Source organism: Gottfriedia acidiceleris, assembly GCF_004138285.1.
Lineage (GTDB): Bacteria > Bacillota > Bacilli > Bacillales > Bacillaceae_G > Gottfriedia > Gottfriedia acidiceleris_A.
In genome coordinates this window covers 725,932-752,579 of the sequence record NZ_SCFN01000001.1, presented here as the reverse complement: position 1 = coordinate 752,579, position 26,648 = coordinate 725,932, and the positions used below count along the sequence as shown (strand labels likewise).

The following is a 26,648-nucleotide window of genomic DNA, read 5'->3' as shown; positions in this document are numbered from 1 at the left end:
TGCAGTAGGTATATTGTTTTTGTATTCTTATTATGCAATAAATGAATAGGATACCGTTATCCAATTCTTATCAAATGATTGCATAATCCTCTCAATCCACTTATATAACAGTGCAAAATATATTAAAATAAAAATAGAAATAATAGGTATCCAGGAGGTTTTTATGTCTGATCAAATCGATAAACATCGAGCTGAACTTATTCAACTTATAGAGAGTCATATAGAACAGGATGGATCTCATCCGACTGCAATTCCTACTTTAGTTTTCTCTCGATATTCTAATGTTACTGGACCAAATTATGGGGTTTACAGGCCATCACTGTGTATTATCGTTCAAGGTAAAAAAGAAGTAGTATTGGCACAAGAGCATTATGTATACAGTCCAACTGATTACCTAATTGCTTCTGTTAACTTACCAATTACTGGAATAGTCACGGAAGCTTCTATAGAAAATCCATATTTAGCACTTAAACTTGAATTTACCCCCAAACAAATCTTGGAAGTGTTAAATGATTCGGAACTTACTTTTCATAAAGATAATACTAAAAGAGGCATGTATGTTAGCCAAATAGAGTTATCTTTATTAGACGCGGTAACTAGATTATCTCGATTGCTTGATACGCCAAAAGATATACCTGTACTCGCGCCTCTTATTACGAAGGAAATCATCTATAGACTTTTGCAAGGACAGCAAGGATTAACTCTTGGGCAAATAGCTGTAGAAGGTAGTTCCACTAGTCAAATCAGTGACGTTGTTAACCATATAATGAATAACTATAACCAGTCTTTTCGAATTGAAGACCTTGCTGAAATTGCAAATATGAGTGTTTCTTCGCTACATAGACACTTTAAGGAATTAACAGCAATGAGCCCTATTCAATACCAAAAACAACTGAGATTACAGGAAGCTCGTCGCATATTATTATCTGAGTCAACAGATGCCATAGAGGCAGCCATCCGTGTAGGCTACGAGAGCCCATCTCAATTTAGTCGCGAGTATTCTCGTTTGTTTGGTCTACCACCGAAAGAAGATATTAACCGCTTAAAAGCAACATATTTGTAAAAAAGTGCATTACTCCGATTAAGGAATAATGCACTTCTTTTTTTATTTAATCAGAAATATTCAGGGGGAAAAGTTAAGTTTGTGAAGAAGTGTACTTAAATTATACTGTCAATTAGTTGAATAATAAAAACAAACCTAAATAAAAAAGAGCTTCGAGAAGATTCCTCTCTTAGCTCTTTTTTCTATATCATCTAAGCTGTCTCTTGAACAACTTCTGTTATTTTTTATTTCCGAATTTCATCATAAAATAATAACTAACCCTGGGGAATACAGAGTAAAGTTTTGCTCCAAATCCCATCCATGAAGGTAAATCGATTTCATGTACATTATTTCCAATTAAAGAGATAACTTTTGAAGCAACTTTTTCAGGATCCAGCATCATTTTACGAACGGATTTAGCATACGATCCTGACTCATCTGCAATATCAAAAAAAGGTGTATCCATCGGACCAGGATTTATATTCGTAATATAGATACCGTCTTTTTCAACTTCTTGTCTCAAAGCATTACTGAATCCTAGTACTGCATGCTTAGAACCTGCATATGCTGCAGCCTTCGAAGTTGCTATCTTACCAGCTAAAGAAGCGATATTAATAATATGACCCTTCCCTTTCAGCTTCATAGACGTAAGAGCAAGCTTTGAACAAATCATGACTCCAAATACATTCACATCAAACATTTGCTTCATATCTTGAAGTGACATTTGTTCAACTGTTTGAAATAGACCATACCCTGCATTATTTATTAAAACATCGATTCCATCAAACTGCTCTTCAATTTGATGAAATGCATCGTATACTGCATTTTCATCTGTCACATCTACAACAAAATAATGACATTTAACTGGAAAATCTTCTTGTATTTTTGCCTTTAAGTTTTTTAGCTCTGTTTCTCTTCTAGCAATTAAGACGATATTAGCGCCTTGTTTTGCTGCAGTTAAAGCTAAATCTTTCCCAAGACCACTCGAAGCACCTGTTATTACTACCGTTTGGTTACTTAACCTCAAAAATTCCCACCTCTATTATTGACTGACTGAATGCTCATTCGTTTTATACTCAAGTATACCATCATTTCGTTCATTTAAACTAATAAAACCTAAGTTTTCCAGGTAGTCTAATTGACCAATTGTTTCAGATAAAGTAAGTGAAAGTTGTTTTTGATAAACCTTTGGAAATAACATTTGGCAAACTTCATATGCAGTTAACGGTTGTTTTTTTATCATTTCATATACTTTTTCAGCTCTAGTCTTCTGCTTTTCTAATCTACTTTTTACTAACCCTTTAATATCTGTAACTGGGTCACCATGACCAGTATATAATTTTTTAATCGGAAGTTCTGCTATTCTTTGTAAAGAGTGATTGTATTGTAGTAATGGCTTTACACGTTCGTTTTCACCATTTAATGGAGGCTCAATGATTGGGTTTGACGAAACCTTATCTAATAATAAATCTCCTCCGAATGCAATGCCATCATCCTCACTAAATAAAGTAATGTGAGAAGTTGCATGACCAGGTGTGTACAATACTTTCAATCCAAAAATACTATCAATTAAATCGCCTTCATCTATAATATGAGTTAATGAACGCTTACTAGTATAGGGCATTTTCTCAGTCGTACGTGGCATCCTTTGAACATATTCCGCTGGAACACCGTATAATAGGGCATTTTCAATAAAAAACTCATTATAGTAATTTAAGAATGATTGTTCCTGAGTTAAATACGGAATATTTCGTTCATGACCTAAAATTTTTACATCTTCATTAAACTCTTCTAATAATCCTGCATGGTCTGGATGATGATGAGTTAAAATAACTTGTTCAATATCTTCTAGTTTATACCCTATTTTATCTAATTCACCTTTAAGTGCATCTAATGTATCTGGAGTATTCGTTCCCGTATCTATTAATGTCAATAAATCTCCTTCAACTAAAAAAACATTTACTGTATTCATAGCATAAGGTACCGGGAGTGTAATTTGGTAAATCTTATCTTCAGGGATCAAGTTAATTCCTCCTTATCTGAATCTTCTTACAGTTAATTTTAATATACATTTTAAAAAATACAAACAAAGATGCATTAGAAATTTATATTAACGTAAAATCGGAATCTAGAAAGTGCAAAGAACAAGGGGATCGGAAAAGGGATTAATCGTTACAAAACTAAAAAAAAATTTCCCAATTACTTCTTTTCTTCTTAATATTTTGCCTGCACCTAAAAATTATTTAAAAATATTTTTAATAAATTATATAAAAGCAATATGTCAACAAGGAATATAGCATTTATTTCTCTAATATAAATATCTATTACAATAGATGTGAGGTGAATGTAATGTTTCTAGGAAAAGTTGCGTTTATTGGTGCAGGTAGTATCTCGGAAGCATTAATTGCAGGATTAATTGATAGTGGGTATATTGAGAGTGATCAAATTGCGATCACTAATAGGGAGGATTTAGAGCGTTTAGATAGTTTACATACAAAATATGGTGTATTAGCTACTACTAACCGTCAGCTAGCAATCTCTGGTTCAAGTGTAATTTTTTTAGCGATGAAGCCTAAAGATGTTGCAGTCGCTCTTGATCAAATTAAAAGTTTTTTCAATGAAAAACAATTAATTATTTCCTTAGTTGCAGGTGTTTCAATCAGTACAATTAAGCAGTTACTAGGAAATGAAAATCTGAATATTGTTCGTGCAATGCCAACTACGTCTTCACTCGTCAGAAAATCTGCTACAGCACTTGCTTATCCAGATGAAGTTCCTTTTGAAAAAGTGCAAACAGCAAAAAGATTATTTGAGCGTGTTGGTATTGTCGCTAAAGTTGAAGAAGACGAATTACATGCAATGACTGGATTATTTGGTAGTGGTCCAGCCTATATATATTATGTCATTGAACAATTTGAACGAGCTGCAATGGCACTAGGGATCCATCGTGATATTGCCAAACCTTTTATTCAACAAACTTTAATGGGTTCGATTTCAATGCTTCAAGAAACGAATAAATCTCCATTGACATTGAGGAAGAAGGTTACAAGCCCAAATGGCACTACTCAAGCTGGAATATCTGTTCTTGAAGACCGTGAAGTTGCTAATTCATTTTTAAATTGCTTTATTGAAGCAACAGTTCGATCACGTGAGATCCAAGAGGAATATGAAAAAATTAATAAAGTTTAATTAGCTTGTCATGACTCTCTTCTTTAGGTAATAAAATGATACAGGTAACTGTGTTGTCCTAAGGGGGAGAGTTTTCTGATGAAAATAACAAACAGTAGAGTATTACGAGCAAGTATTAAGCGTATTCTCATCACAATTGCTTTAATCGTCACATTAGTTTTAATTGTTGGCTTTCTAACAATCAGTTATGTTGTTGGCAATTCAATGGTAGAAGCAAAGGGCAAACCACTTAGCTACACTCAAAAAGTATCAACTCTCCTACTATTAAAATTCGATTCATTGAAGAAAAATAAAGAATCAAATCATGAAGTACATAAAAAGCTAAATTAAGGGTTTAACTAAGTCCAAACCTGTTAAACTGGTACCTAAAAATACAAATCAAATTAAAAATAAGCTTATTAAATAAAAGAGCAAGGGATTTTATATCGACCCCCTTGCTCTTCTTTTTAATCATTTTTGAGTAGCATGACTTGTTGCAACTTCTTCATGCATAATATGAAACTCTTTTTTAATGATATCTTTTTTCAACTTAATATAATCGTCTTCACTAATAGTTGGTGGTAGAGTAATTAAAATTCTTCTATAAACCGAATCACTATCTAGTGTAATACAGCTCTTCAAATTAGAATATTTATTTACAAGCTTAGCTAATCTTGCTAATGCACCTTCATGTTCCATCGTACTCACAGTTAATGAGTAACCGCCGTCCTTCAGTCCCCATGCTTCTTCTAATAATTCAAAAACTGTTTTATGCGTTAAAATTCCTACAAATTCATTTAGATCGTTTACTACTGCTAAATATGGAAAACGTTTAATCGTAAAGAATACTTTGAAAAATGGTGAATCCTCCTGTATTGGTGGACATTCTTTGCGCACAAAATCATTTACTGTTTTGCCTTGCAAAGAATCGTTATCTACTAAATACTCAGCTAAATCAACACGATAAAGATTTCCAACATACTCTTTATCGTTTTCACTTAAAACTGGAATACATCGATATTTTGATTTCTTTAAAAGATCCCATGCAAACTGCGCCTCAGTCGAAACCATACAGTGAACTACATCATGTTTTTTTACGATATTACCTTTAATTCTCAATAATAACCCTACTTTCAAAATTTATTTTACTAATCATTCTTAATTTTTCTTTTTTATAAACACATTTACTCAAATAAAAACTCCATCAAGTCGCATAATTTGATTAAAAGCACTGTTAACATAAATAGATTCGATTAAAAAGCCGCTCTTCCCAAAGATTGAAACTCTAAAAACCTCCTTATTCGTTCTTCAGTGTAGAATCTTTGAATGTTTATTAATGTGGGAATCTTACGGATCTTACGTTAATAAATAACAATGTCTTTTAAAACAATCTCGAAGCCTTTCATAATTAATTCGCCCTTTCTCAAAATGTACCTTTTTTTGTTTCATTAACTAATTCAAAATTTTCAAATAATTTTATCACCCTATTTAAAGTCAACATCATATCTATACTTTTAAAAGAGAAATTCATTCCAAAATAATCAAAAAAAAGGTGAGAATTACATCTTTTCTTTTTCATGCTGCTGAAAAATAACCTCTCAATTAATAACCAAATTTTCGTAAAGGGAGCCCTGTTAGTTGATTTCCACTTCAGGATGCTCGCTTTCCATGGGGCGAGACCTGAGCCTCCTCGTTCCTGCGGGGTCTCAGCCTTCCCGCATTTCCCATAGGAGTCGATCATCCTTCCGTTCCAATCACCTAATTCAAATAAAAAAGTCTACAATCAAATTCTGTTTAAATATCCTTTACTTAGAGTAAAAAAGCAATTTATTAAAGGAAAATACGATAGGCATTGAATTATAAACAAATAATTTGAACTTGTATTACTTAAAGACTTTAACTTCTGAAAAAGAAATAACGACTTACTTGAGTTTGATGGCATTATAATAATTCTCAAAAAAAATTAATATTTAAAATCATTAATATATCATCAAAAAAATTATAGATTTAACATAATTATGTTCGCTAAAAATACGTTTCCACTATTGACTACAATATATTTCAACAATCTGAAAAAGAAGAGAATTACATCTCTTCTTTTTCAAAGATAGTTTCATGAGTTGGTAAAAAAGCTAGCAATCGAAAATAACTTACTAAAAACAGGTTACACTCCTATTCTTTTACATAAAAAATTGAAATTTAGTTGATTAGTTCCTTTTTAACTCCATGAAAAAAAGAAGAGATTGGTGTGATCTCTTCTTCTCGAAACGATTATGCTTCTTGCTTTACTTTATTTGTCAGTTCTTTTTTTAATAAGTCAATTTTGTAATCAAATGATTGAAGATCAAATTCTGAACGTACTCTTAGCTCTAAATCACGAATTTGTTTTTCAAAGTAGTTAAAGTCAATTGATGGCATTTTACTATTTAGTAAATGGTGAGTTTCATTTATTTTTTTTGTCGCGTGAGCCATGTTTTGACGTGACATTAGGTCATATTTTTTCGTATGAAGCTCTTTTAACTTTTTTTCAATTTGATTAACTTGCTCATGCATAAAGCTAATTTCTTCTTCTGTTTTAGCGATTAACGTAACAAACTTTTCAGCTTGTTCTTTATAAAAAGCTAGATCTTCAGTAGCACGTTTAATTAGATCCTCTGCACCTGCTTCATTTGCAACCTTTAATTGCTCTTCACGTTTTTGCACCATTTGAAGTGCTCCCTCACGTTCGACCTGGAATTTCGTACGTAATGAATAATGTCTTTCAAGTAATCCCCTTACTTTACCTAATTCACTTTCAGATTGTTTGATGAAGTAATTCAATTGTGAGATTGGATTTTGTTGTTCTTTCTCATCTAATAAGCCATGTAAATCCGCTGAGATTTGATTTTTAATACGAGTAAATAAGTTTTTCATAGTCATACACTCCTCTTATTTTATAGGGTTGAAATTTTCATCATAAATATTAAATTCATCATCTTTTAGTTTTTTTTGATTTTTATAATCTTTATATAGGTAATAAAGCAAAATTGCTGCTGCTGCACCTATTAAAGAAGGAAGACCACTTATTGCAATCGATAAACCGATTAATCCAATAATTGTCCAGATGATTTTCATAAAAATCGAATCTGTTTTCATAAACTTTTTAAAACCGAAATATGTGATTACTAACCCAAGTGCTAAAGTAATCAAGCCACCTAAATTCGCTAAAGCAACTCCAATTAATATTAGTACGAGGATAAAAGTTAAGAACTTCTTCATGACCTCGTCGCCTCCTTTCAACTTATACTCTTATCTTATACAAGTTTCTATATCGGAATAATGGCCTGAGGAATGGTTTTATATCAGACTTAAGAAGGAGAAAAACAAGACAAACAAAAAACCAGATCAATTTGGATAATCCATTGATCTGGTTTTGACTAAAAATTAGGAAGTTTAACTCCTGCTTTTAATTGTAATAGTTGTGATACCGTTACAAACTGATAGCCTTGCTTTTGAAGAGCCGGTAAGATTTGTTTCAGTGCTTCGATAGTTTGACTACGGTCCCCTCCGTGATCATGAAAAAGAACAATATCTCCTTTTCTAGTATCTTTTAATACATTTGATACGATTTTATATACTCCAGGATTTTGCCAATCAAATGTATCCTGATGCCAAGACCACATAACAGTTAAATAGCCAAGATCATGCACAGTATTTATCGAACGCTCACTATAGTAACCAAATGGTGGTCTAAATAATACAGGTTCGACATGAGTTGCAGCTATAATTGCATCATGAGTTTTATGTAATTGATCTCTTATTTGTTCATCAGTTAAATACTGAAGTCTAGCATGCGTAAATGTATGGTTCGCAACTTCATGTCCTTCTTCTATTTCTCTCAATGCAACTTCAGGGTATTTCGCAACTCTCTCACCGACTAAAAAAAATGTTGCTTTAGCATTATACTTCTTTAATAAATCTAATACTGCTGGGGTATATTCATCATTCGGCCCATCATCAAATGTAATTGCTATTACTTTTTCTTTTACAGGTACCTCCCAAATAGCAGTACCTTGCTTTTCGTAGTAATATCGATTTTTACTTTCAGCTGATGCATTAATAGAACTGTAAAAAATAAATTGGAAACTAAAAATAAATAAAAGGATAACTTTTAACTGTTTCAAAGCCATGACCTTCCTTTTACACAGAATACTTATATCATGTCTCTAAACTATTCTTTTATGTAAACTTCTCAACTTTTTAAAAGCGCTGCATCTTAACTGAAAATTTCATTCGTGAAAATCAATCGTTTCTTGTGATTTCGTATTCATCAAAATCATTCGCAATATATGTATGATCAAAGATTTCACGTGCTTCATCTAATAATTTTTTTGAAGCTTCCCCTTGATATCTTGCACTTATATGCGTTAAATAGAGAGTTTTAATTCCCTCACATTTAGCAACATTTGCAATTTGAGTACTTGTAGTATGGAAATAATCATATGCATGAGCTATTTCATCATCTGCAAAAGTTGATTCATGAACTAATACATCCATACCTCTTGCAAGTAAATTACTTTTATCAGTTATACGAGTATCCCCTGCTATTGCAATGCGTCGACCTTTTTTTGAAGGTCCAATAAAATCCTTACCATTTAAAATTCTTCCGTCCTCTAAAGTTACTGTTTTCCCTTCTTTTAGGAATTTATAAACTGGCCCTGGTTTTACACCAATTTTCTTCAGTTCCTCTACGTTCAATTCTCCAGGTAAATCCTTCTCAATAATTTGATAACCAAATGATTGAATTCCATGTTCAAGTTCTACTGCTTGAACAATAAATTGGTCATCTTCAAAAACAATACCTTCAGAAGTTTCAACATAATGAATCGGATATTTTAAATAAGTACCACTAATCTTAAAGCTAGTCTCTACATAATCCTTTATTCCTTTAGGTCCATAAATTGTTAATAAATCTTCTCCACCTAAAAAAGTTCTACTACTTAATAATCCAGGCAATCCAAAGATATGATCGCCATGGCAATGAGTAATAAAAATTTTCTCGATTCGTCGTGGTCGAATTGACGTATGTAATATTTGGTGCTGTGTTGCTTCACCACAATCGAAAAGCCAAGTCGCTCCTCTTTCCTCTAAAAGCTGTAATGCAATACTTGTTACATTCCTACCTTTTGATGGCATTCCTGCTCCCGTTCCTAAAAATACAAGCTTCACGTTAATGCCTCCATCTTAATCATTTCTAATTGTTACAGTACCACTTGTATATTAAATTGCCAACACTTTAAAGAATGATTTATGAATTGATTGGGAAATTTACACAATAGAGCTTAGTTTTTTAAATATAATATATGGAGGAAAACAATGCGAAGACGTTTTTTCCAAATCGCCACAATCTCACTAATTGCTAGCCTGATTTTGACCAGCTGTGCTAATGGAAATAATAATATAAGTGCATCAGAGAAAGAAAAAGAAAATGATTTTAAAATTGGAATAGTTATGGGTAAAACTGAAATACACGATAAAGGATTTAACCAAGCAGTTTGGGATGGGATTAAAAAAACTGGAAAGAAACATGGTTGGAAGGAAAATAAAAATTATGTAAAAACAGATGCCCCAACAGACAAAGCAGCAAAAAAAGAATTAATGAAGTATGCAAAGAAAAAATATGATTTAACATTTGGAATAGGCTATTCATTTCAAAAAGCCATCTCTGAAGTTGCGAGTAAAGAAAAAAAATCTGACTTTGTCATAATTGACGGAATTGTTGAAAAACCAAATGTCGTAAGTGTTACATATCGTGAAGAGCAATCAGCATTCCTCGCTGGTATTGTAGCAGCGATGAACACTAAAACGCATAAGATTGGATTTATCGGAGGTACAAAGGATCCATTTATAAAAAGGTTTGAATACGGATTTAAAGCAGGAGTTATGTCCGTCGATCCAAAAATAAAAGTATTGACGAAATTTGCGAATTCATATGATAAACCTGCAGAGGGAAGTAAATTAGCAAAATCCTTATACAAGGATAAAGGTGTAGATATCATTTTTCAAGTAGCTGGGAAAACTGGCTTAGGTGTATTTACTGAAGCTAAAAAATTAAAGAAAAATGGTAAAAAAGTTTGGGTAATTGGTGTTGACCGAGATCAATATAAACAAGGGTTACCGGAAAATGTCACACTAACGTCAGCGATCAAACGAATTGATAAAGGTGTAGATGAAGTAATCACAAAGAAATTAAAAGGGAACTTTCAAGGTGGACGCATTTTGAGATGGGGCATAAAAGAAAATGGTGTTGATCTTGCAAAAACAGATAAGAATTTAAATAAAGATACAAAAGAACAAGTTGATTTATATAAAGCTAATATAAGAACAGGACATATCGAAGTACCAGAAACAAAAAAAGATTTTGAAAACTTCTCTCCTACAAAGCCTGAAAAAGCCGAAATTAAAAAGAAAAAAGTAAAAATTGGTAAATAAAAAAATCTTGTCCAATTATATGAATATTCTGCATATAGTATAGTACCAACAAAAAAAGTTAGGTGTGATACTATGTCAATTCGAGATTTCATATTACTCTTCTATTGTTTTATCATCTTTTTATCTGTACCAATTGGGTATAGGTATACCTCAAAGAAAACAAAAGAAACTGGACAATTTTTACCGTATTTAGTAGTATCGCTTGCCATTGTTTTAGCGGACGGAATCCTTTCAATATTAGTTTGGTCACTATTTACATCACAAATGGATACATTCATGTATATAGGAGGATTACTTACTGGAATGATTTTCACATCAATCTGTGGCCTATTACTATTATCCGTTTTACTTTTAAGAAGAAAATATTTTTTAAACTCATTTGTTGATCTTAACACTGCTAGAATCGAAACGAACCGACCACCCGATGATCATTCTACCAATGATTTTAAGAAATAGAGCTCTCATGCTCTATTTCTTTTTTACTTGTAAATCAGTTATTTCACTAAAAAAAATTCGTAATTCGAAGCTAATAAATTGAGATTTAGATCTAATTTTGTTTATACTTTCTTTAATTGATTTAGGAGGTTTCATAATGAAAGTTACAATTTATTCGGACTATGTTTGTCCGTTTTGCTATTTAGGTAAAAAACCACTTGAGGACGCTATAAAAGAAGTTAGCGATGTAGAGCTTGAATGGAAACCATTCCAATTAAGACCTGAGGGAGCTGAACCATTAAGTCCAAATAGTTCTTATATCCAACAAGGATGGAAATTCGGCGTTCAACCACTTGCGCAAAAACTTGGTGTTGAGATGATTTTACCAACAATGGATCCCCATCCTTCAACTAAAAAAGCTCATAGAGGCTTTTTATTCGCAGAGGAAAATGGAAAAGGTCCTGAATATGCTCAAGCAGTTTTAGCAGACTTTTGGACAGAAGGCAAAGAAATTGGTGATGTAAACGTACTTGCAGATATCGCTGAAAATCTTGGCTTAGACCGTTCTCAATTCATAGAAGCTGTTTCAAATACAAAGTATGACTCATCGATCCAAAACCCTAATTTTATTAATGCAGTACCAACCTTCATAATTGGTGATCAAGTTTTACAAGGTGTTCAAAGTAAAGAAGCATTTATTCAAGCTTTAAACAACCAAAAACTAGTTGAGCAGTCTTCATTAAGTTGCGATATTGATGGAAACTGTTAATATTTTAAATTAAATGGATGTCCCTTAAGTTTGTTTTAATTACTAACTTATAGGACATCCTTTTTAATTTTAATAATAATTCATTATTTTATTGAACGTTCTATAATTCGTTCTCAATAAAGAACAAATAAACACAAATAACAAATCATTTCCCAGCTACATTAACTTGACTCCAATCGATCACAAACGGATTACCAGTTAAATTTTTTCTTACTTCAGTAACAATACTCATTGGCTTTTTTACAACTTCTGATTGAATTAATTTTTCTCCATCCCCACTACCATCATAATACAATGGCTTCTTATCCATGATGTCACCTCCATTACTTATCAATGAATAATATTCTCTTTCTGTGTCTAAAACCCCTTTTTGAAATTGGTAATTCACAAAACTTTCTACTTAAAAAATAATTTTCCATGAGCAATTTGTAGCACCTCAAATATCTTAAGCTAAGAGCATCGTATCTATTTCTTTAATTATTTAATTTTTCTTACTATAATTACAATATAAATCTATTTCGAAAGGTGTTTTTCTCATGATAAAAGTTGGTATTATTGGTCTTGGCGCAATTGGCCAAAGATTAATTCCTTTATTTTCAAATCATCAAGAAACAAAAATTGTAGCAATATGTGACACATTAGAAGAAAGAGTTCAAGAAACAAGTAGCCAATTAGAATCAGTTTTAACTTTTACAAATCATATTGAGATGATTGAAAATGCTGAACTTGATCTCGTTTATGTTACAGTACCTCCAAAATATCATTATTCGGTAGTATCTGATGTAATCGCAAAAGGAATTAATGTGTTATGTGAAAAGCCTTTGGCAAATTCAACAGAGGAAGCTCTAGGACTTTATACTCAAGCAAAAGAAAAAGGTATTTTTCATGCTATGAACTTTCCATTAAACTACAATGTTGGTAGTGAGTCTTTTGCTAGCCTCATTAGATCTGGATATGTTGGTGACTTAAGAAGAATCGAATTAAAGATGCGTTTTCCAAATTGGCCGAGACTATGGCAACAAAATGAATGGGTTGCTACAAAAGAACAAGGAGGTTACGTACTAGAGGTTGGTGTGCATTATATTCAACAAATTCAAAAGATTTTTGGTAACATGAAAGTCAATACGAAACATATGCAATATCCCGCTGACCCTCTTGCATCCGAAAATGGAATTATCGCCTTTTTAGAATTAGAAGATGGTACTCCTATATTAATAGATGGCTTAAGCCAAATTGCAGGTGAAGAAGAAATTAAATTTACAGCATACGGCTCGAAAGGAACTCTTTCTTTAGTAAATTGGGCTAATTTAGAAGGAGGAAAGATTGGCGAACCAATTAGGCAAATTGAAGGCGATCAATCTTTAGCTGATTCATTAATTGATCATTTAGTAAAGGCTCTAAAAGGTGAAGTAGCAACAATCATAGATTTCTCTGAAGGCTACAAAGCACAAGTAGTTTTAGAAGCATTAAGAGGATAAATTTATACATAAAGATAAAGGTGCTCTCTTAATTGAGAAGCACCTTTTATAACGCTTTAAAAGATCGGATTTATTTTACCGGAATCCAAATTTCAGTATAATAATCTTCACTAAATGGATTTCCTTCTGGATAAAGTTCAAATTCTGGGATTCCTGCATGTGAATAGCCGCTTGAAGGAAACCATTCCGAAAAAATCTTCTTCCATGCCGATTGCATTGCATGTGGCATTGCTCCGTGAACACCAAATACAGCCCATTTTGATGCAGGAATTTCATGATGATAAAACCCTTCTGGTGCATCTCCTTCGTATTCGGTTGCAACCCAATATTCTAGTAGATTTTTTGATTTTTGCTCCTCGCTCATCATACACACACCTAAAACACCTTTAATGTCACAATTGTTAATTTCATACAAGCGGTCACTCGTACCATTTTCATTAACCTCTTCCCACATTTTAGGAATCAGTTGCTGTTGTTGATCGTTCAAATAAGAAAACTCTTTTTTCACTCCAACTACTTGAAAAGCACTTTTTTCAACAATATTAAATTGCATTGGTTCTGCTCCCTTCAAACTCACCTGAATCACGAGGCGGTTATATGATTTTAGATTCCCAATAAACTTTCTTGCTTCACTTGGTGTTACACCATGCTGTCTTCGAAACGCTTTTGCAAAAGCCTCAGGAGAGTCATACCTATATTTCAAGGCAATGTCAATTATTTTAAGATCAGTAGTTGTTAATTCATTGGCCGCTAGTGTCAATCTTCTTCGTCTTATATATTCAGCTATATTAATATCAGTTAAAATTGAAAATGTTCGCTGAAAATGAAAAACAGATGAATTAGCTTGTTTAGAAATTTCTTCAATCGTTAACTCGTTTAATAAATTGTCTTCAATATAATCAATTGCCTTTTGTAAAGATTCAACCCAAGCCATATGACTCCTCCCTTAATTACATCCTAACAAGTTAAAATTATTCAGTCCTGTCTTTTTATGCTCTTTTGTGACAGATAATAGTCAATTAGCCTCTTTTCGATCAGCCAATGATAAAATGACAATTGTACTAATAATACATAAGCTACCAATCCAGTCTAGCATTTCAAAATTTACTCTTAACCAAATTACAGATAGTACAGCTGCTGATAATGGTTCCACACATGCAAGTAAGCTAGATTCAGAAGCATTAATATACTTTAAACTCTCTAAATAGCAATAAAAAGCAATTAACGTTCCAAATATAACAATAAAAATTACTGCAAAATATGCACTCATCGACCAATGACCTTGAAAATTAAAAGGTGAATGTATGAAGCTAAAACAAATTCCACCGATTAGCATTCCCCAACCTACTACGATTGTCGACCCAAATTTTTTTAAAAGTTTTTGAGGCTGTATCGAATAAAATGCTAAAGCAAAAGCTGAAGCTAGCCCCCAAAATAATGCCCATCCAGTAATAGACAATCCTTTAATCGTTCCATGTGTTACCAACAAAAATGTCCCTGCAAGCGCTAATATGACAGCCAGTACTTCTTTTCTAGTTGGAACTTTTTTGAAACGCATTGCTAAATAGCATGTAATAATGACAGGTGCCAAATATTGTAAAATTGTTGCTGTAGCTGCATTTGAAGCTTTTATTGCGGCGAAGTATGTATATTGAACTGCTAACATCCCAAGAATACTAAATAACAATAAACTTAAGACATCCTTCTTTTCCTTCCAAATTGCTGTTATATCCCTCTTTTCTTTCAGACTAGCAAAAATTAATAGTATGATCCCTGAAAACAATAATCGAATAACGACTAACCATTCTGGACTAAAATGATTTCTTTGAAATACAAACTGTGCTACAGTTCCTGATATCCCCCATAATATTGCCGCAGTTAATACGAGAATAATTCCCTTCGTTCTAGAATTAGATAAAGCAATCTTATCTGCACTCATTTTTACTCCCTCCACAAAAAACAATAAATCAAATTAAGTTAATAGAAGAATCGTACCTAAATATTCAGAATATATCAATCAAAAATCTTTTAATTTTCAACAATTAGATTAATTGAGAAATTGTGATTAGAAATTGCTTAATTGGAAAAATTGAACATATATGATTTTGTATTAATTGATTTAGGAGACAAGTCTATGAATGAATTTTATGAGTGTATAATAGTTGGGGGAGGTTTCGCAGGTTTACAGGCATCAATTCAGCTTGGTCGATATCAAAGGAATGTACTCGTAATTGACTCAAATTACGGACGTTCAACATTATGTAAAACATATCGTAATATTTTAGGTTGGCCGAATAGTATAAGTGGGCAAAAACTAAGACAACTAGGAAGAAACCATGCTGAAGTTTATGGCGTATCATTCACCCAAGATAAAGTAATACGTATACAAAACGTAAACAATCAATTCTTAATAGAGACGAAAGCAGGAAAATCTTATTCTGCCAAAACAGTCTTATTGGCAACTGGACTAATCGATCGAATTCCTCCAATTAAAAACCTAGTCGATTGTCTTGGATCGACAATTTTTGTTTGTCCAGACTGTGATGGATATGAAATTTTAAATAAAAGTGTTTTAATACTTGGATCTGGTAAAGTTGGTGCAAATCTTGCCATAACATTAGCTTATTGGTCAAAACAAATAACATATATTAATCACGACGGACATGACCTTGATTCCAAATTAAATGACCAACTACAAAAAATTGGAATTCACTATCGAAAAGAAAAAATTAAGGAAGTACTTAAAGAAGAGGATTCTAATTTTAAAGGAATTTGTTTACAAAGTGGTGAAATAATTTATGGGGACCGTGCTTTTATTGGTTTTGGTGGAAATGAAGTACAAAATAATCTTGCTATCCAACTAGGAGTAAATCTTTTAAATAATAAGCATGTTATTGTAGACCCACGAACAAAGGAGACGAATGTTCCAAATGTATGGGCAGCCGGCGATTTAGTAGCTCATTCCCAACAAGTCACAATAGCAATGGGTGATGGTACCCAAGCAGCTGTTTGGATTCAAAAAAGATTATTAGAAATGAGTGTAAAAGACTCATAAACAACTTACAAAGACAAACGATTTAATCCCCCATCTTTTAGCCTTTACACAGCATAAGCTAAAAATTTCCTACCTACCCTATCCATTCTCTAACAAAGCTACTATTTAAGTTCAACAAAAAAAGTATTACATCATTTAATGAAGTAATACTTTTTGGTTGTTTTCGCTTAACAAATCGTTTTAGAAAAATACTTTTATTAAAGTATACATAGCAACGATTGCTAAAATAAACACTAAAATTGGTATTAATATTCGGATAAAAGTTGAAGGCATTCGATATCTTCTATAAGTATCCTCTATACAAATAATACATAGTAAATAGATTAATCCTGATATGATTGCTCTAGCTAAATCAAAATTTCCAAGTGATTTAATGTTGTGATTAACATGCTGAAATATATAAAATTGTACAAGATTAAAAATTAAAAATAATAAAAAATAATAAAATACACTTAATATATAAGTACTAAATTTTATTTTTTCACGCTCAATATTTTGGCGTTTTCTAATAAAGCGCTTCTTATGTCGCTCTTTCCTCGGTATAAATTGTTCGTCCATTTTAGTACATCCTTAGTTTAAAAATTGAATTATTTAAATCAAATTCTTACCTATATTGTACATAATCATTCCATTATTTAAAAATTTATAATACTTCTCTATAAAATTTACATCAAATTAATGAATCTTAAAAATAATTATACCAAAATTTATTGAATACAATTACTATTTTTTTCCAATAAAATATAAAAAAAGTGTACTTAGAACAAAACAAATCTAAGTACACTTTTTGGTTTAGGTTGATTTACATTACAGTATGCTGTTTTCCATGAGACAAGAGTCACTTGAATCCTTCATGAGTAACCCATTTTCTTTTTTTCCCTGTAATACTTACTCATGAACCTTTCATAAGTTATGAGCAAGTGTACTTAGAACTAGTCAAAGTACACACAATATATCAGACTTATTTTTTATGTTGCGTGTAAATATGAATTGCATCTCTTAAAAATTCAGCAGTTCCAGGTTGTTCTTTATCGTAATGTGCTCTAAAGCGCTCATCGTCTACATACATTTGTGCTAAACCCGCGTGCGCTTCCTTACTATATTTACTCCAATAAAATGTTAACCATTGTTTATGCAAATCAGCTGCTTTTTGTGCAATTTCACTTGCTGGATCACCCGTTTTATATGCTTCAGCTAATGTTTTTGCTAATTCATCAGCAAGTCTCGTTACTTCTTTATGATCTTCTTCTGTCATATTCATTACTTTTTGATTTGCTTTATTAACAGCTTCATCTCCATATTTTTCACGTGCTTCTTTTCCATATTTTTTTTCATTTTCTTCGATCATATCTTTCTTAAAGCCTTCAAATTTTTCTTTATTTGACATTGTAATTCTCCCCTCTGCTAGAGCAATTGATTTTTCAACATTTGAAATTAATAAATCCAATTGCTTTCTTTTATCAAGAAGCTGCTCACGATGCTCGTTTAATGCCTTGGCACTATTAAAATCAGGTGATGTAATAATTTCTTTAATGTTTTCTAAATTCATACCTAGTTCTCTATAAAATAAGATTTGCTGTAAGCGATCTACTTCCGCTTGACCATAAATCCGATAACCTGATGAGTTAATTCTTGCCGGCTTAAGAATTCCAATCTCATCATAATATCTTAAAGTCCTAGTGCTGATCCCTGCTAGAAGTCCAAGCTTTTGAACTGTATATTCCATTGCGACTACCTCCTGACATCTTTACAATACACCTTTACGCAACGTTAAAGTCAATTCTATAATTTTATTTTTTTTATTAAATTTTTTTCGAAGCAAGCTACATATCCCACATAAAGCGACAGCTTAATACAACTTACATTTGCATTAAAATTCCCTACCTATTGTTTGGCAACATTCTTTACAAGGCATAAAAAAATCCCCTCTGCTTTAGGGGATTACATCGTGTAGACAAACTACAATATAATTATTTACCTGTAAATACTTTCATACCATTTATACCATCAAATGGTTTTCCACCAGGAGCGTGTAAATGACGAACTGCTAGTTTAAATCGCTTATTTGAAGGTATTTCTTGTTTAAAAGTTAACAAGAATGAATTATTATCTCCTTGTACCTTTGTAATTGTAACTTGGTTATTTGATAAAGCATTCCTTGCATTAAATTGACTTTTGCTTCCGAGTGATGCAATACCGGTAGGAATTGTATCAGATAAGCTTTGAATCCAATAAAATGATGCTTTTGTTCCTAAATTAATATCAACTTGTGAATCAAAAGTTACTAGGATCTGATTCGTTGAAACCTGGAAAATATTAGCTAGATAAGGAATTTGGTTTACAGTTTGGTTTGGCTTATATCCTTCAATTCGCAGAAATTCCTTTTTGCTAGTTGCATTTACCTGCTTATTTCCTGGAAGAATAGAAGACATTACAATCAATAAAATCATAATCTTATAAAAAAATTTCATTATAATCTGCCTCCCTATATATATATAACAATGTTATAATTTGATGTTTTAGCAAAAAATATACTTAGACTTTTTTAATTTAATCAGTCTTTCTTCAAATAATTGACTAGGCCCAGTTAAACTACCTCTTTAGATCGAAAAGAAGCGCTCTTTTATGTGAATATCGCTAATTAGATAAAAAAATTGATTTATATCTAAAATAGTGGCAAACTATCTATAAGACTTAAGAGAGAATTATAGGTGTAATTATGATTGAAATTAAAACTTCTACGTTGAGTGACGGTGAATTTAATCGAGGTGTCTTTGCAACACGTGATATTGCAAAAGGTGAGTTAATACACGAGGCGCCAGTTATTTCATACCCGAACGAGGAACATGAGCATATCGAGAAAACTTTATTAGCAGACTATGCATTTGAATATGGTATTAATCATTCAGCTATTCTTCTAGGATACGGAATGCTATTCAACCATTCTTATGATGCAAATGCAACTTACGATATTAACTTTGATAATCACACATTTGATTTTTTCGCTTACAAAGACATTAAAGCTGGCGAAGAAATTTTGATTAATTATAATGGTGAAGTAGATAATATGGATCCACTTTGGTTTAACAAAGATTATGAAGAAGTAATGAGCAAGGAAAAAGAAAAAGAAACCAAGTAATTGGTTTCTTTTTTATTTTTAAAGATTAATGGCACCATAAATTAATGCGCCAAGTACTACAAAAGCAGGATGAATTTTAAATTTTTCCATTAAGAAAAATGTACAAACGGCAATAAAAATAACTTGAAATACTCCAATATCATGAAACGAATCAGAAAAAGATTGATATGTAAGTAGGCCTAATAGTACAACAATTGTCGGTTTTACATATGCTGTCATTCTCTTCACTCGAATTGAGTCACGATTTTTATAAAGTAACCCAATTAATAGAATCATTAGTAATAAAGAAGGGAATACCGTTGCAAAGACCGCTATAAAGGAACCAAAAATTCCGCCAATTTTATATCCAATATATCCAGCCATTTTTGTGGCGATAGGCCCTGGTAAGGCATTCCCCATTGCAAACGCTTCATGAAATTCTTGCTGAGTTAACCAATGTTTTTGTGTAACAACTTCATTTTGAATTAATGGGATCGTAGCTGGCCCACCACCATATCCTAAAAGATTCGTTATAAGAAATGAAAGAAATAATTTCCAATAAATCATTCGTTTGTACTCCCCTTCCTCGTCTGATGGTCATTTGAGGAAGTTGCTTTTACTGGTTGGAAGATTGCAAATATTAGTAAACCACCAATTATGATCGCAGGGTGTATATGTAAAAATTGTATTAGAAACAAACCGACAACTAAATGAATTAATATTGTTGGTGTTTTCAATCCTTTTTTTGAACTTTGATAAAATTGCCATGTTAATACACCTAACATTACCCCTACAACAGGTACAATTGATTCCTTCATCCCATTAACCCATTTAATATCTTTAAAAGACGATAATGATGTTAAAAGTATAATCATTAAGAGAATTGTCGGTAAGATCGTTGCAATAATCGCATTAAGCATTCCGATAATACCACCAATACGATAACCGATGTAACCTGCTAATTTTGTATTAATTGGACCTGGGAGCATATTACCAATTGCTAATATTTCAGAAAACTCTTCGTCTTTCATCCATTTATACGTATCGACGACTTCTTTATAAACTAGTGGAATCGTAGATGGTCCACCACCATATCCTAAAATACTACTTCGAAAAAACGCAATGAATATTTCTAATTGTTTCATTAAATCAAGTCCTTCTCATATTTACCAACTTGCTATACAACCGTCCGTTCTTGATTCTGTACCACCCATTAAAACACCAGAATCTTCATTTCTCCAAATAATTTGGCCTCGTCCGAAACTTCCAGTATCCTTTGCAACTTTAATTTCATGACCTTTAGCCTGTAACTCTTTTATAATCTCTTGAGGAAAACTAGGTTCGACTTCAACTATTTTCCCTTCAATCCATTGCCATCTAGGAGCATCTAATGCTTCTTGTGGATTTAAATGAAAATCAATGCTATTCATGATTACTTGAACATGGCCTTGAGGCTGCATATAACCACCCATTACACCGAATGGTCCAATTGCTTTATTATTTTTTGTTAAAAATGCCGGAATAATCGTATGATATGATTTTTTTCCACCAATTAAAGCGTTGGCATGTTTTTCATCTAAGCTAAAATCATAACCCCTATTTTGCAATCCAATTCCAGTTCCAGGAATTACTATACCTGACCCAAAGCCCATATAATTACTTTGAATAAAGGAGACCATATTTCCATCTCCATCAGCTGTTGCTAAATATACAGTGCCTCCACTAGGCGGTCTTCCTGGTAATGGTGTATGAGCAGTTTCCGTAATCCCTAAAAAGCGTTCTTTTCCATATTGATCACTTAATAGACTTTCAACTGAAGTCTTCATAAACTTTCGATCTGTTACATATTCCCTTCCGCAAGCAAAAGCTAACTTCATTGCTTCAAACTGTTTATGATATGTAGTTGCGTTCTCTTTGTCATCAAACAAATCATTTTTCAATATATTTAAAGCCATCAGTGCGACAATTCCTTGACCATTAGGTGGAATTTCCCATACATCATAGCCTCTGTAATTTATACTAATTGGATTTACCCATTCCGGTTTATAAGACTCCAAATCTTCCTTTGTTAAAAAACCACCATATTAATGTGAAGAAGCAATAATTTTATCTGCAATTTCACCTTTATAAAAATCTTTTCCATTTGTTTCGGCTATTTTTTCTAAAGTTATTGCATGGTCCAGTGACGACCAAATTTCTCCTACTTCAGGAGCTCTTCCATTTGGAGCAAACGTATCAAACCAAGCAGCAAACTCCTCAGAGTTTAACTCTTTTTTGTATATTTCATAAGCCTTTTTCCAAAACTTACCTAATGTTGGTGAAATCGGAAAACCTTCACGAGCATATTCAATTGCCGGTTCTAGCACTTCCTTTAACGAAAGTCTTCCAAACCGATTCGATAGTTCTGCCCAAGCAGCAGGAGCACCAGGGACAGTTATTGGTATCCAACCATATTTAGGCATTTTTTCATAACCTAAATTTTTTACTTTTTCAATCGATATATTTTTAGGTGCTGGTCCACTTGAATCTAAACCGTATATCTTTTCGTTCATCCAAACTAATGCAAAAGCATCTCCACCAATACCGTTTGAAGTAGGCTCTACTACTGTTAGGCAAGCAGCTGTAGCGATAGCAGCATCTACTGCATTACCACCCTTTTTTAAAATATCTAGGCCCGCTTGTGCAGCCAATGGTTGGGAAGTAGCGACCATTCCATTTCTAGCATACACCACATTACGATGTGATGAGTAAACGTGTTCATTCGCCTTCATTTTTGTATACATACACTTTCCTCCTTGGCTTTTTGCAATAGTTATATTGGATAACAAAATAACTTAATCTTTAAATTCGACAATATTTTAGGATTCCCCTACTTACGATCAATTTAAATAAAAGAATCTATTAAAATTGATGCCTAATTCAATTAAATCTCTTAATTTTGGTTATATACATTAGATGCTTGTCCATTTCAACTAATGGCTACTTTGAATACATTATCATTAGGAGGGTCAGTTGCAGTTAAAACGCAATAAAATTCTGTAAAACTTCTAAAACTTTATAAAAGAAAGGAGGTAACGTTGCCTTATTGTTTGCTATAAAATAATCAATTCATGATAAGCAAACATCAATGTATAGATTTTTATAGATTGTGGCAACGGGATTAGTATAATGTTGAAACTTTATTTAGATCCAGGTCATGGAGGCACTGATTCAGGTGCAGTAGGCAATGGATTAAAAGAAAAGGACCTAACTTTAGATATCGCATTAAGAATAAGAGATTTATTGAATAACTATAATGATGTTGAGGTTAGAATGAGCAGATCTACAGACACTGATCGTTCTTTAACTGAACGTACGAACGATGCCAACTCATGGGGTGCCAACTACTTTTTAGCTGTTCATATCAATTCATTTAATGGATCAGCATCTGGTTACGAGGATTATATACATGATAGTTTGTCAGATACATCTACTGCTGCTAAATATCGTAACGATTTACATGAGGAGATCGTAAAGGTAAATGGTCTAACTGATCGTGGAAAAAAGAAAGCTAATTTTCATGTATTACGTGAATCAAATATGCCAGCGATTCTGACTGAAAATGGATTCATTGATAATGCAAGTGATGCTGCAAAACTGAAAGACCCAAATTGGCGTCAAAAAGTAGCTCAAGGGCATGTAAATGGATTAGTAAAAGCATTTAACTTAACACCTAAGGCTAAGTCTGAAATGCATAGAGTAATCGTAGACGGAGTACAAATCGGAGCATATCAAGATGATCAAAATGTACTGAATGCTGTGGCACAACATCTTCCAACAGCAACTAAAATTATTATTGAGAAAGTTTAAACGATTATATTAACTATTTGAAGACTGTCTATTTAATAGACTGTCTTTTTTTGTTCAAAAAATTTTAGGCAACTTGAAAAAGACCTTCGATTGAAAGCCCAGCAGCTGTTTATTCTGTAGATTTCAATATATCTAATATATTGTTTGAGTCAATTTTCTTTTTTTGTCTACCTAAACTAATAACTTGTTCTCCATATTTATCTTGCAATTTATGTAATGTTTCAAACAATGGTTCTTGTTTGGCATCCTTTTCAAAAGAAAATAGGTCCAATTGCTTTGATATTTCATCTTTTGGATTTAATTGTGATGCTGTTACTCCGATTAAACGTAATGGTTCTCCGTTCCAATTTCTTTTCCATAGATCAAATGCTTCTTTAAAGATTTCATTTGCTTGTTGTACAGGTGTAGAAAGTTTTTTACTACGATTTATTGTTTTTCGGTCACTAAATCGTAGTGTAATTGTCACAGTGTCTGCAACTAAACCTTTCTTAATTAAACGTTCAGCTACCCGCTTAGATAGAGCTTCAAATTTTTCTACAATCATTGGTTCCTCAAAAACATCAAATGAAAATGTCGTTGATTGGCCAATTGTCTTATGTGAAAGCATACGACTAGGATCTACTTCTCTCTCATCTATTCCATTAGCCTTATTTCTTAAAGATTTACCGTTTATACCTAATAATTCTTGTACTTGTTTTTCATTACTATTTGCTAAATCTTCTATTGTAATAATGCCTATTTCATTTAACTTTTCTTCAGTTTTCTTACCAACACCATGCATCTCTCCTACTTTTCTTGGCCATAAAATAGTAGGAACATCTCTTTTACGAAGAACAGTAATTCCAAGTGGTTTTTTCATATCTGAAGCTGTTTTCGCAAGAAATTTATTTGGACCAATACCGATACTGCATGGCATGTCCAGATCTTCTAACAACATTGACTGGATCAATTCAGCTATTTTAATTGGATGACCTAGTTTTTCATCACAATCCGTTATATCAATATATCCTTCATCAATCGATGCCACTTCAATTTTAGGACTTATTGCACCTAATTTTTCAAATATTTGCCTTGAGACTTTTCGGTATGCTTCAAAATTTGGAGTTTTCACAATCATCTCAGGACATTTTTTTCGCGCTTCCCATAATGGCATTGTCGCCCGAATTCCATAAGCTCGAGCTTCATAGCTTGCAGTTACGATAATTCCCCTGCGCTCTTTTTCATTGCCTGCCACAACTACTGGTTTACCTTTTAATGATGGATCATTCGCTATTTCAACTGAAGCAAAAAATGAATTCATATCAACATGTAAAATTACTCTTCCGCTCTTTGGTGCCCATTGATTCATTGCTACACCTCCTATGCTAGTATAATATCATTTTTTTATATTTCCTATTTACGTGTATTAATGTTGAATATAGTTAAAACTTATAAAGTTTGAATCAATTCTAAAACTAATATCTAATTATTATAAACGTTTTTGTATTAAAGGAGAAAAGCTATGCAAAGTAAAATTAAAAAAATATCAACGAATTTATGGTTTGATACAAAAGCCGAAGAAGCCGTAAATTATTACACTTCTATATTTAAGAATTCAAAAATTGAAAGAATTACACGTTATGGAAAAGAAAGACATGACCCAAACAGTATGGAAGAAGGAGCTGTTATGACCATCCAATTTAGCTTAGAAGGGCTAGATTTTGTTGCGTTAAACGGAGGACCTTACTTTAAATTTACAGAGGCAATCTCATTCATCGTTCATTGTGACTCCCAAGAAGAATTAGATTATTATTGGGAAAAGTTATCAAAGGATGGAGATAAAAATGCACAAGCATGTGGTTGGTTAAAAGATCAATTTGGCGTCTCATGGCAAATTGTTCCAACCATTTTACCTGAACTATTAAATGACTCCAATCCAGAAAAATCTGAACGAGTAATGAAAGCAGTTCTCCAAACTAAGAATAAAATCAATATAAACAATTTAATTGAAGCTTATGAAGGAAACCCCTCTTCTAATTAGAATAGGGGTTTTAATAATAAATTACATTACCTAAGGTTCCTATTTACTTCTCATAAAGTCCAAAAAGAGATAAAATATACCTATCTATATTGTATTTTTTGAAATTAATGGAGGTATTTTCTTTTGAGTAACGAAAATCAATCAATGTATGATTATATAGGGAAAGAAAAATTAGAAGAGCTAGTGGATACTTTTTATTCTTATGTTTCAAAGCATGAGAGACTTTCACCAATATTTCCTGGTGACTGGGAGGAAACAGCACGTAAACAAAAGCTATTTTTAACACAGTTTTTAGGTGGACCACAATATTATAGTATGGAACGTGGTCATCCAAGGATGCGCGCGCGTCATTTACCTTTTCCAATTACAATTGAATTAGCTCATGACTGGTTAGATTGCATGGGAAAAGCAATGGATGATGTCGATTTAGATGAAGAAATTAAAGAGCCATTATTACAACATTTAAGAAATGTTGCTTACCATATGGTGAACCAAGAATAATCTTTAGGGGATATATTATGAGCGAGAGGCCAATTATTTTATTTGATGGTGAATGTATTTTATGCAATGGTGCTGTTCAATTTATTATTAAACATGACCAAAAAGGTTATTTTCATTTTGCCGCACTACAATCCACATTTGGCGAAAAGCTTAAGAAGGATCACCCCAAACTTGGTTCAATTGATTCAATTATTCTTGTACAAAATGGAAAAATAAAAATTGAATCTTCAGCTGCACTTTCTATTGCAAAAAATTTAGAAGGTTGGCCAAAATTATTCTATGCCTTTATGATAATCCCAACTACTATACGTGACTATGTATATAGACTGATCGCAAGAAATCGTTTTAAATTCTTTGGAAAAAACGAATCGTGTATGATCCCATCAAAAGAAATTAGGGATCGATTTTATTTATGATCAACAAAAAGTCCTCTTTAATTTATAGAACCACAAAGGTTATCATTTTCCCCCTTGTGGTTCTTTTTTAGTTTCCTTTTGCATTAACTTTTTATTAGAAATCTTGTTAAAGCGAGCCCTATAAATCCAACACCCATCCCGATTAGCCAACCTGAATGTGATTCATGTAATAAACTTCCAATTCCTCCGCCTAGAAACATACAACCTACAAAAACGATTCCTCCAATACCAGCACCTCTATTACTCAAAATCTGACCATCCTCTCCAAATAAATATTTCCTATCTATTTGTGATTAGACATCTTTTTGTATTTCTCTATTTTTTAT

At 32.4% G+C, this 26,648-nt stretch carries 30 protein-coding genes and 1 pseudogene; 13 read left to right on the top strand and 18 right to left on the bottom strand.

The annotated features are described in order from the left end of the window. Window positions 1–163 precede the first annotated feature (163 nt). Window positions 164–1,063, top strand: a complete 900-nt coding sequence (locus tag EP747_RS03585) for an AraC family transcriptional regulator (RefSeq protein WP_129688555.1) — start codon at window positions 164–166, stop codon at window positions 1,061–1,063. A gap of 217 nt (window positions 1,064–1,280) precedes the next feature. Here the strand turns inward: EP747_RS03585 and EP747_RS03580 are convergent, their stop codons facing one another. Both EP747_RS03580 and EP747_RS03575 read right to left on the bottom strand, forming a co-directional pair. Next, window positions 1,281–2,069 (bottom strand): SDR family NAD(P)-dependent oxidoreductase, encoded by a 789-nt coding sequence (locus EP747_RS03580; RefSeq protein WP_129688554.1) that lies wholly within the window; start codon window positions 2,067–2,069, stop codon window positions 1,281–1,283. Between the two features lie 15 nt (window positions 2,070–2,084). After that, window positions 2,085–3,014 carry an MBL fold metallo-hydrolase gene (locus EP747_RS03575; protein ID WP_419179266.1) on the bottom strand — a complete coding sequence of 310 codons (930 nt, stop codon included), beginning with the start codon at window positions 3,012–3,014 and terminating at the stop codon, window positions 2,085–2,087. A 377-nt stretch (window positions 3,015–3,391) separates the two neighbouring features. Between EP747_RS03575 and proC the strand changes: the two genes are divergently transcribed. Both proC and EP747_RS03565 read left to right on the top strand, forming a co-directional pair. Further along, entirely contained in the window at window positions 3,392–4,231 is an 840-nt protein-coding gene (gene proC, locus EP747_RS03570) for a pyrroline-5-carboxylate reductase (protein WP_129688552.1), read from the top strand. A 78-nt stretch (window positions 4,232–4,309) separates the two neighbouring features. Then, window positions 4,310–4,561, top strand: a complete 252-nt coding sequence (locus EP747_RS03565; protein WP_129688551.1) for a hypothetical protein — start codon at window positions 4,310–4,312, stop codon at window positions 4,559–4,561. A 120-nt stretch (window positions 4,562–4,681) separates the two neighbouring features. Here EP747_RS03565 and cbpA read toward each other — a convergent pair whose 3' ends face one another. The 5 genes from cbpA to rnz form a co-directional block, all read right to left on the bottom strand. Next, window positions 4,682–5,329 carry a cyclic di-AMP binding protein CbpA gene (cbpA, locus tag EP747_RS03560; RefSeq protein ID WP_129688550.1) on the bottom strand — a complete coding sequence of 216 codons (648 nt, stop codon included), beginning with the start codon at window positions 5,327–5,329 and terminating at the stop codon, window positions 4,682–4,684. Window positions 5,330–6,481: 1,152 nt separating this feature from the next. Next, window positions 6,482–7,123: a PspA/IM30 family protein gene (locus tag EP747_RS03555; RefSeq protein WP_049819743.1), complete on the bottom strand. Its 642-nt coding sequence runs from the start codon at window positions 7,121–7,123 to the stop codon at window positions 6,482–6,484. 15 nt (window positions 7,124–7,138) lie between these two features. Continuing rightward, a complete protein-coding gene (locus tag EP747_RS03550) occupies window positions 7,139–7,468 on the bottom strand; it encodes a flagellar basal body rod protein (protein ID WP_129688549.1) in 330 nt (109 codons plus the stop codon). Window positions 7,469–7,626: 158 nt separating this feature from the next. Then, a complete protein-coding gene (locus EP747_RS03545; RefSeq protein ID WP_129688548.1) occupies window positions 7,627–8,379 on the bottom strand; it encodes a polysaccharide deacetylase family protein in 753 nt (250 codons plus the stop codon). 112 nt (window positions 8,380–8,491) lie between these two features. Further along, window positions 8,492–9,418, bottom strand: a complete 927-nt coding sequence (gene rnz, locus EP747_RS03540; protein WP_129688547.1) for a ribonuclease Z — start codon at window positions 9,416–9,418, stop codon at window positions 8,492–8,494. 147 nt (window positions 9,419–9,565) lie between these two features. On the opposite strand from rnz, the gene EP747_RS03535 reads away from it, so the two are divergent. The 3 genes from EP747_RS03535 (at window position 9,566) to EP747_RS03525 (ending at window position 11,885) form a co-directional block, all read left to right on the top strand. Further along, window positions 9,566–10,681: a BMP family lipoprotein gene (locus EP747_RS03535; RefSeq protein WP_129688546.1), complete on the top strand. Its 1,116-nt coding sequence runs from the start codon at window positions 9,566–9,568 to the stop codon at window positions 10,679–10,681. 72 nt (window positions 10,682–10,753) lie between these two features. Further along, entirely contained in the window at window positions 10,754–11,137 is a 384-nt protein-coding gene (locus EP747_RS03530) for a hypothetical protein (protein ID WP_129688545.1), read from the top strand. 136 nt (window positions 11,138–11,273) lie between these two features. Continuing rightward, entirely contained in the window at window positions 11,274–11,885 is a 612-nt protein-coding gene (locus EP747_RS03525) for a DsbA family oxidoreductase (protein WP_129688544.1), read from the top strand. 145 nt (window positions 11,886–12,030) lie between these two features. Here EP747_RS03525 and EP747_RS24135 read toward each other — a convergent pair whose 3' ends face one another. After that, window positions 12,031–12,195 carry a hypothetical protein gene (locus tag EP747_RS24135; protein ID WP_165346816.1) on the bottom strand — a complete coding sequence of 55 codons (165 nt, stop codon included), beginning with the start codon at window positions 12,193–12,195 and terminating at the stop codon, window positions 12,031–12,033. A 226-nt stretch (window positions 12,196–12,421) separates the two neighbouring features. On the opposite strand from EP747_RS24135, the gene EP747_RS03520 reads away from it, so the two are divergent. Further along, the gene (locus EP747_RS03520) at window positions 12,422–13,363 is read left to right on the top strand and encodes a Gfo/Idh/MocA family protein (RefSeq protein WP_129688543.1); all 942 of its coding nucleotides are present in this window, start codon (window positions 12,422–12,424) and stop codon (window positions 13,361–13,363) included. Between the two features lie 70 nt (window positions 13,364–13,433). On the opposite strand, the gene EP747_RS03515 is transcribed toward EP747_RS03520, so the two are convergent. Both EP747_RS03515 and EP747_RS03510 read right to left on the bottom strand, forming a co-directional pair. Further along, a complete protein-coding gene (locus EP747_RS03515) occupies window positions 13,434–14,297 on the bottom strand; it encodes an AraC family transcriptional regulator (RefSeq protein WP_129688542.1) in 864 nt (287 codons plus the stop codon). An 81-nt stretch (window positions 14,298–14,378) separates the two neighbouring features. After that, window positions 14,379–15,302: a DMT family transporter gene (locus tag EP747_RS03510; protein ID WP_129688541.1), complete on the bottom strand. Its 924-nt coding sequence runs from the start codon at window positions 15,300–15,302 to the stop codon at window positions 14,379–14,381. Between the two features lie 195 nt (window positions 15,303–15,497). Between EP747_RS03510 and EP747_RS03505 the strand changes: the two genes are divergently transcribed. Continuing rightward, window positions 15,498–16,418, top strand: coding sequence for an NAD(P)/FAD-dependent oxidoreductase (locus EP747_RS03505; protein WP_129688540.1), 921 nt, complete (start codon window positions 15,498–15,500; stop codon window positions 16,416–16,418). 180 nt (window positions 16,419–16,598) lie between these two features. Here EP747_RS03505 and EP747_RS03500 read toward each other — a convergent pair whose 3' ends face one another. The 3 genes from EP747_RS03500 to EP747_RS03490 form a co-directional block, all read right to left on the bottom strand. Continuing rightward, window positions 16,599–16,976, bottom strand: coding sequence for a hypothetical protein (locus tag EP747_RS03500; RefSeq protein WP_129688539.1), 378 nt, complete (start codon window positions 16,974–16,976; stop codon window positions 16,599–16,601). 403 nt (window positions 16,977–17,379) lie between these two features. Next, complete coding sequence (locus EP747_RS03495; RefSeq protein WP_129688538.1) at window positions 17,380–18,144, bottom strand: MerR family transcriptional regulator; 765 nt, start codon at window positions 18,142–18,144, stop codon at window positions 17,380–17,382. A 244-nt stretch (window positions 18,145–18,388) separates the two neighbouring features. Beyond that, a complete protein-coding gene (locus EP747_RS03490) occupies window positions 18,389–18,889 on the bottom strand; it encodes a hypothetical protein (RefSeq protein WP_129688537.1) in 501 nt (166 codons plus the stop codon). Window positions 18,890–19,137: 248 nt separating this feature from the next. On the opposite strand from EP747_RS03490, the gene EP747_RS03485 reads away from it, so the two are divergent. After that, complete coding sequence (locus EP747_RS03485; RefSeq protein WP_129688536.1) at window positions 19,138–19,557, top strand: SET domain-containing protein; 420 nt, start codon at window positions 19,138–19,140, stop codon at window positions 19,555–19,557. Between the two features lie 18 nt (window positions 19,558–19,575). On the opposite strand, the gene EP747_RS03480 is transcribed toward EP747_RS03485, so the two are convergent. The 3 genes and pseudogenes from EP747_RS03480 to ggt form a co-directional block, all read right to left on the bottom strand. Beyond that, the gene (locus EP747_RS03480) at window positions 19,576–20,103 is read right to left on the bottom strand and encodes a chromate transporter (protein ID WP_129688535.1); all 528 of its coding nucleotides are present in this window, start codon (window positions 20,101–20,103) and stop codon (window positions 19,576–19,578) included. After that, a complete protein-coding gene (locus EP747_RS03475) occupies window positions 20,100–20,681 on the bottom strand; it encodes a chromate transporter (RefSeq protein WP_129688534.1) in 582 nt (193 codons plus the stop codon). The genes EP747_RS03480 and EP747_RS03475 overlap by 4 nt, the downstream gene beginning before the upstream one ends. A 21-nt stretch (window positions 20,682–20,702) precedes the next feature. Then, window positions 20,703–22,307, bottom strand: a pseudogene (ggt, locus tag EP747_RS03470) (gamma-glutamyltransferase). Window positions 22,308–22,704: 397 nt separating this feature from the next. On the opposite strand from ggt, the gene EP747_RS03465 reads away from it, so the two are divergent. Beyond that, entirely contained in the window at window positions 22,705–23,385 is a 681-nt protein-coding gene (locus EP747_RS03465; protein WP_165346814.1) for an N-acetylmuramoyl-L-alanine amidase family protein, read from the top strand. 109 nt (window positions 23,386–23,494) lie between these two features. On the opposite strand, the gene EP747_RS03460 is transcribed toward EP747_RS03465, so the two are convergent. Next, a complete protein-coding gene (locus EP747_RS03460) occupies window positions 23,495–24,733 on the bottom strand; it encodes a DNA polymerase IV (RefSeq protein WP_129688533.1) in 1,239 nt (412 codons plus the stop codon). A 153-nt stretch (window positions 24,734–24,886) separates the two neighbouring features. Between EP747_RS03460 and EP747_RS03455 the strand changes: the two genes are divergently transcribed. The 3 genes from EP747_RS03455 (at window position 24,887) to EP747_RS03445 (ending at window position 26,322) form a co-directional block, all read left to right on the top strand. Then, window positions 24,887–25,405 carry a VOC family protein gene (locus EP747_RS03455; protein ID WP_129688532.1) on the top strand — a complete coding sequence of 173 codons (519 nt, stop codon included), beginning with the start codon at window positions 24,887–24,889 and terminating at the stop codon, window positions 25,403–25,405. Window positions 25,406–25,528: 123 nt separating this feature from the next. Beyond that, window positions 25,529–25,906, top strand: coding sequence for a hypothetical protein (locus tag EP747_RS03450; protein ID WP_025672250.1), 378 nt, complete (start codon window positions 25,529–25,531; stop codon window positions 25,904–25,906). A 17-nt stretch (window positions 25,907–25,923) separates the two neighbouring features. Then, entirely contained in the window at window positions 25,924–26,322 is a 399-nt protein-coding gene (locus EP747_RS03445) for a thiol-disulfide oxidoreductase DCC family protein (RefSeq protein WP_129688531.1), read from the top strand. Window positions 26,323–26,405: 83 nt separating this feature from the next. Here the strand turns inward: EP747_RS03445 and EP747_RS24130 are convergent, their stop codons facing one another. After that, window positions 26,406–26,570 (bottom strand): hypothetical protein, encoded by a 165-nt coding sequence (locus EP747_RS24130; protein ID WP_165346738.1) that lies wholly within the window; start codon window positions 26,568–26,570, stop codon window positions 26,406–26,408. Window positions 26,571–26,648: the final 78 nt, after the last annotated feature.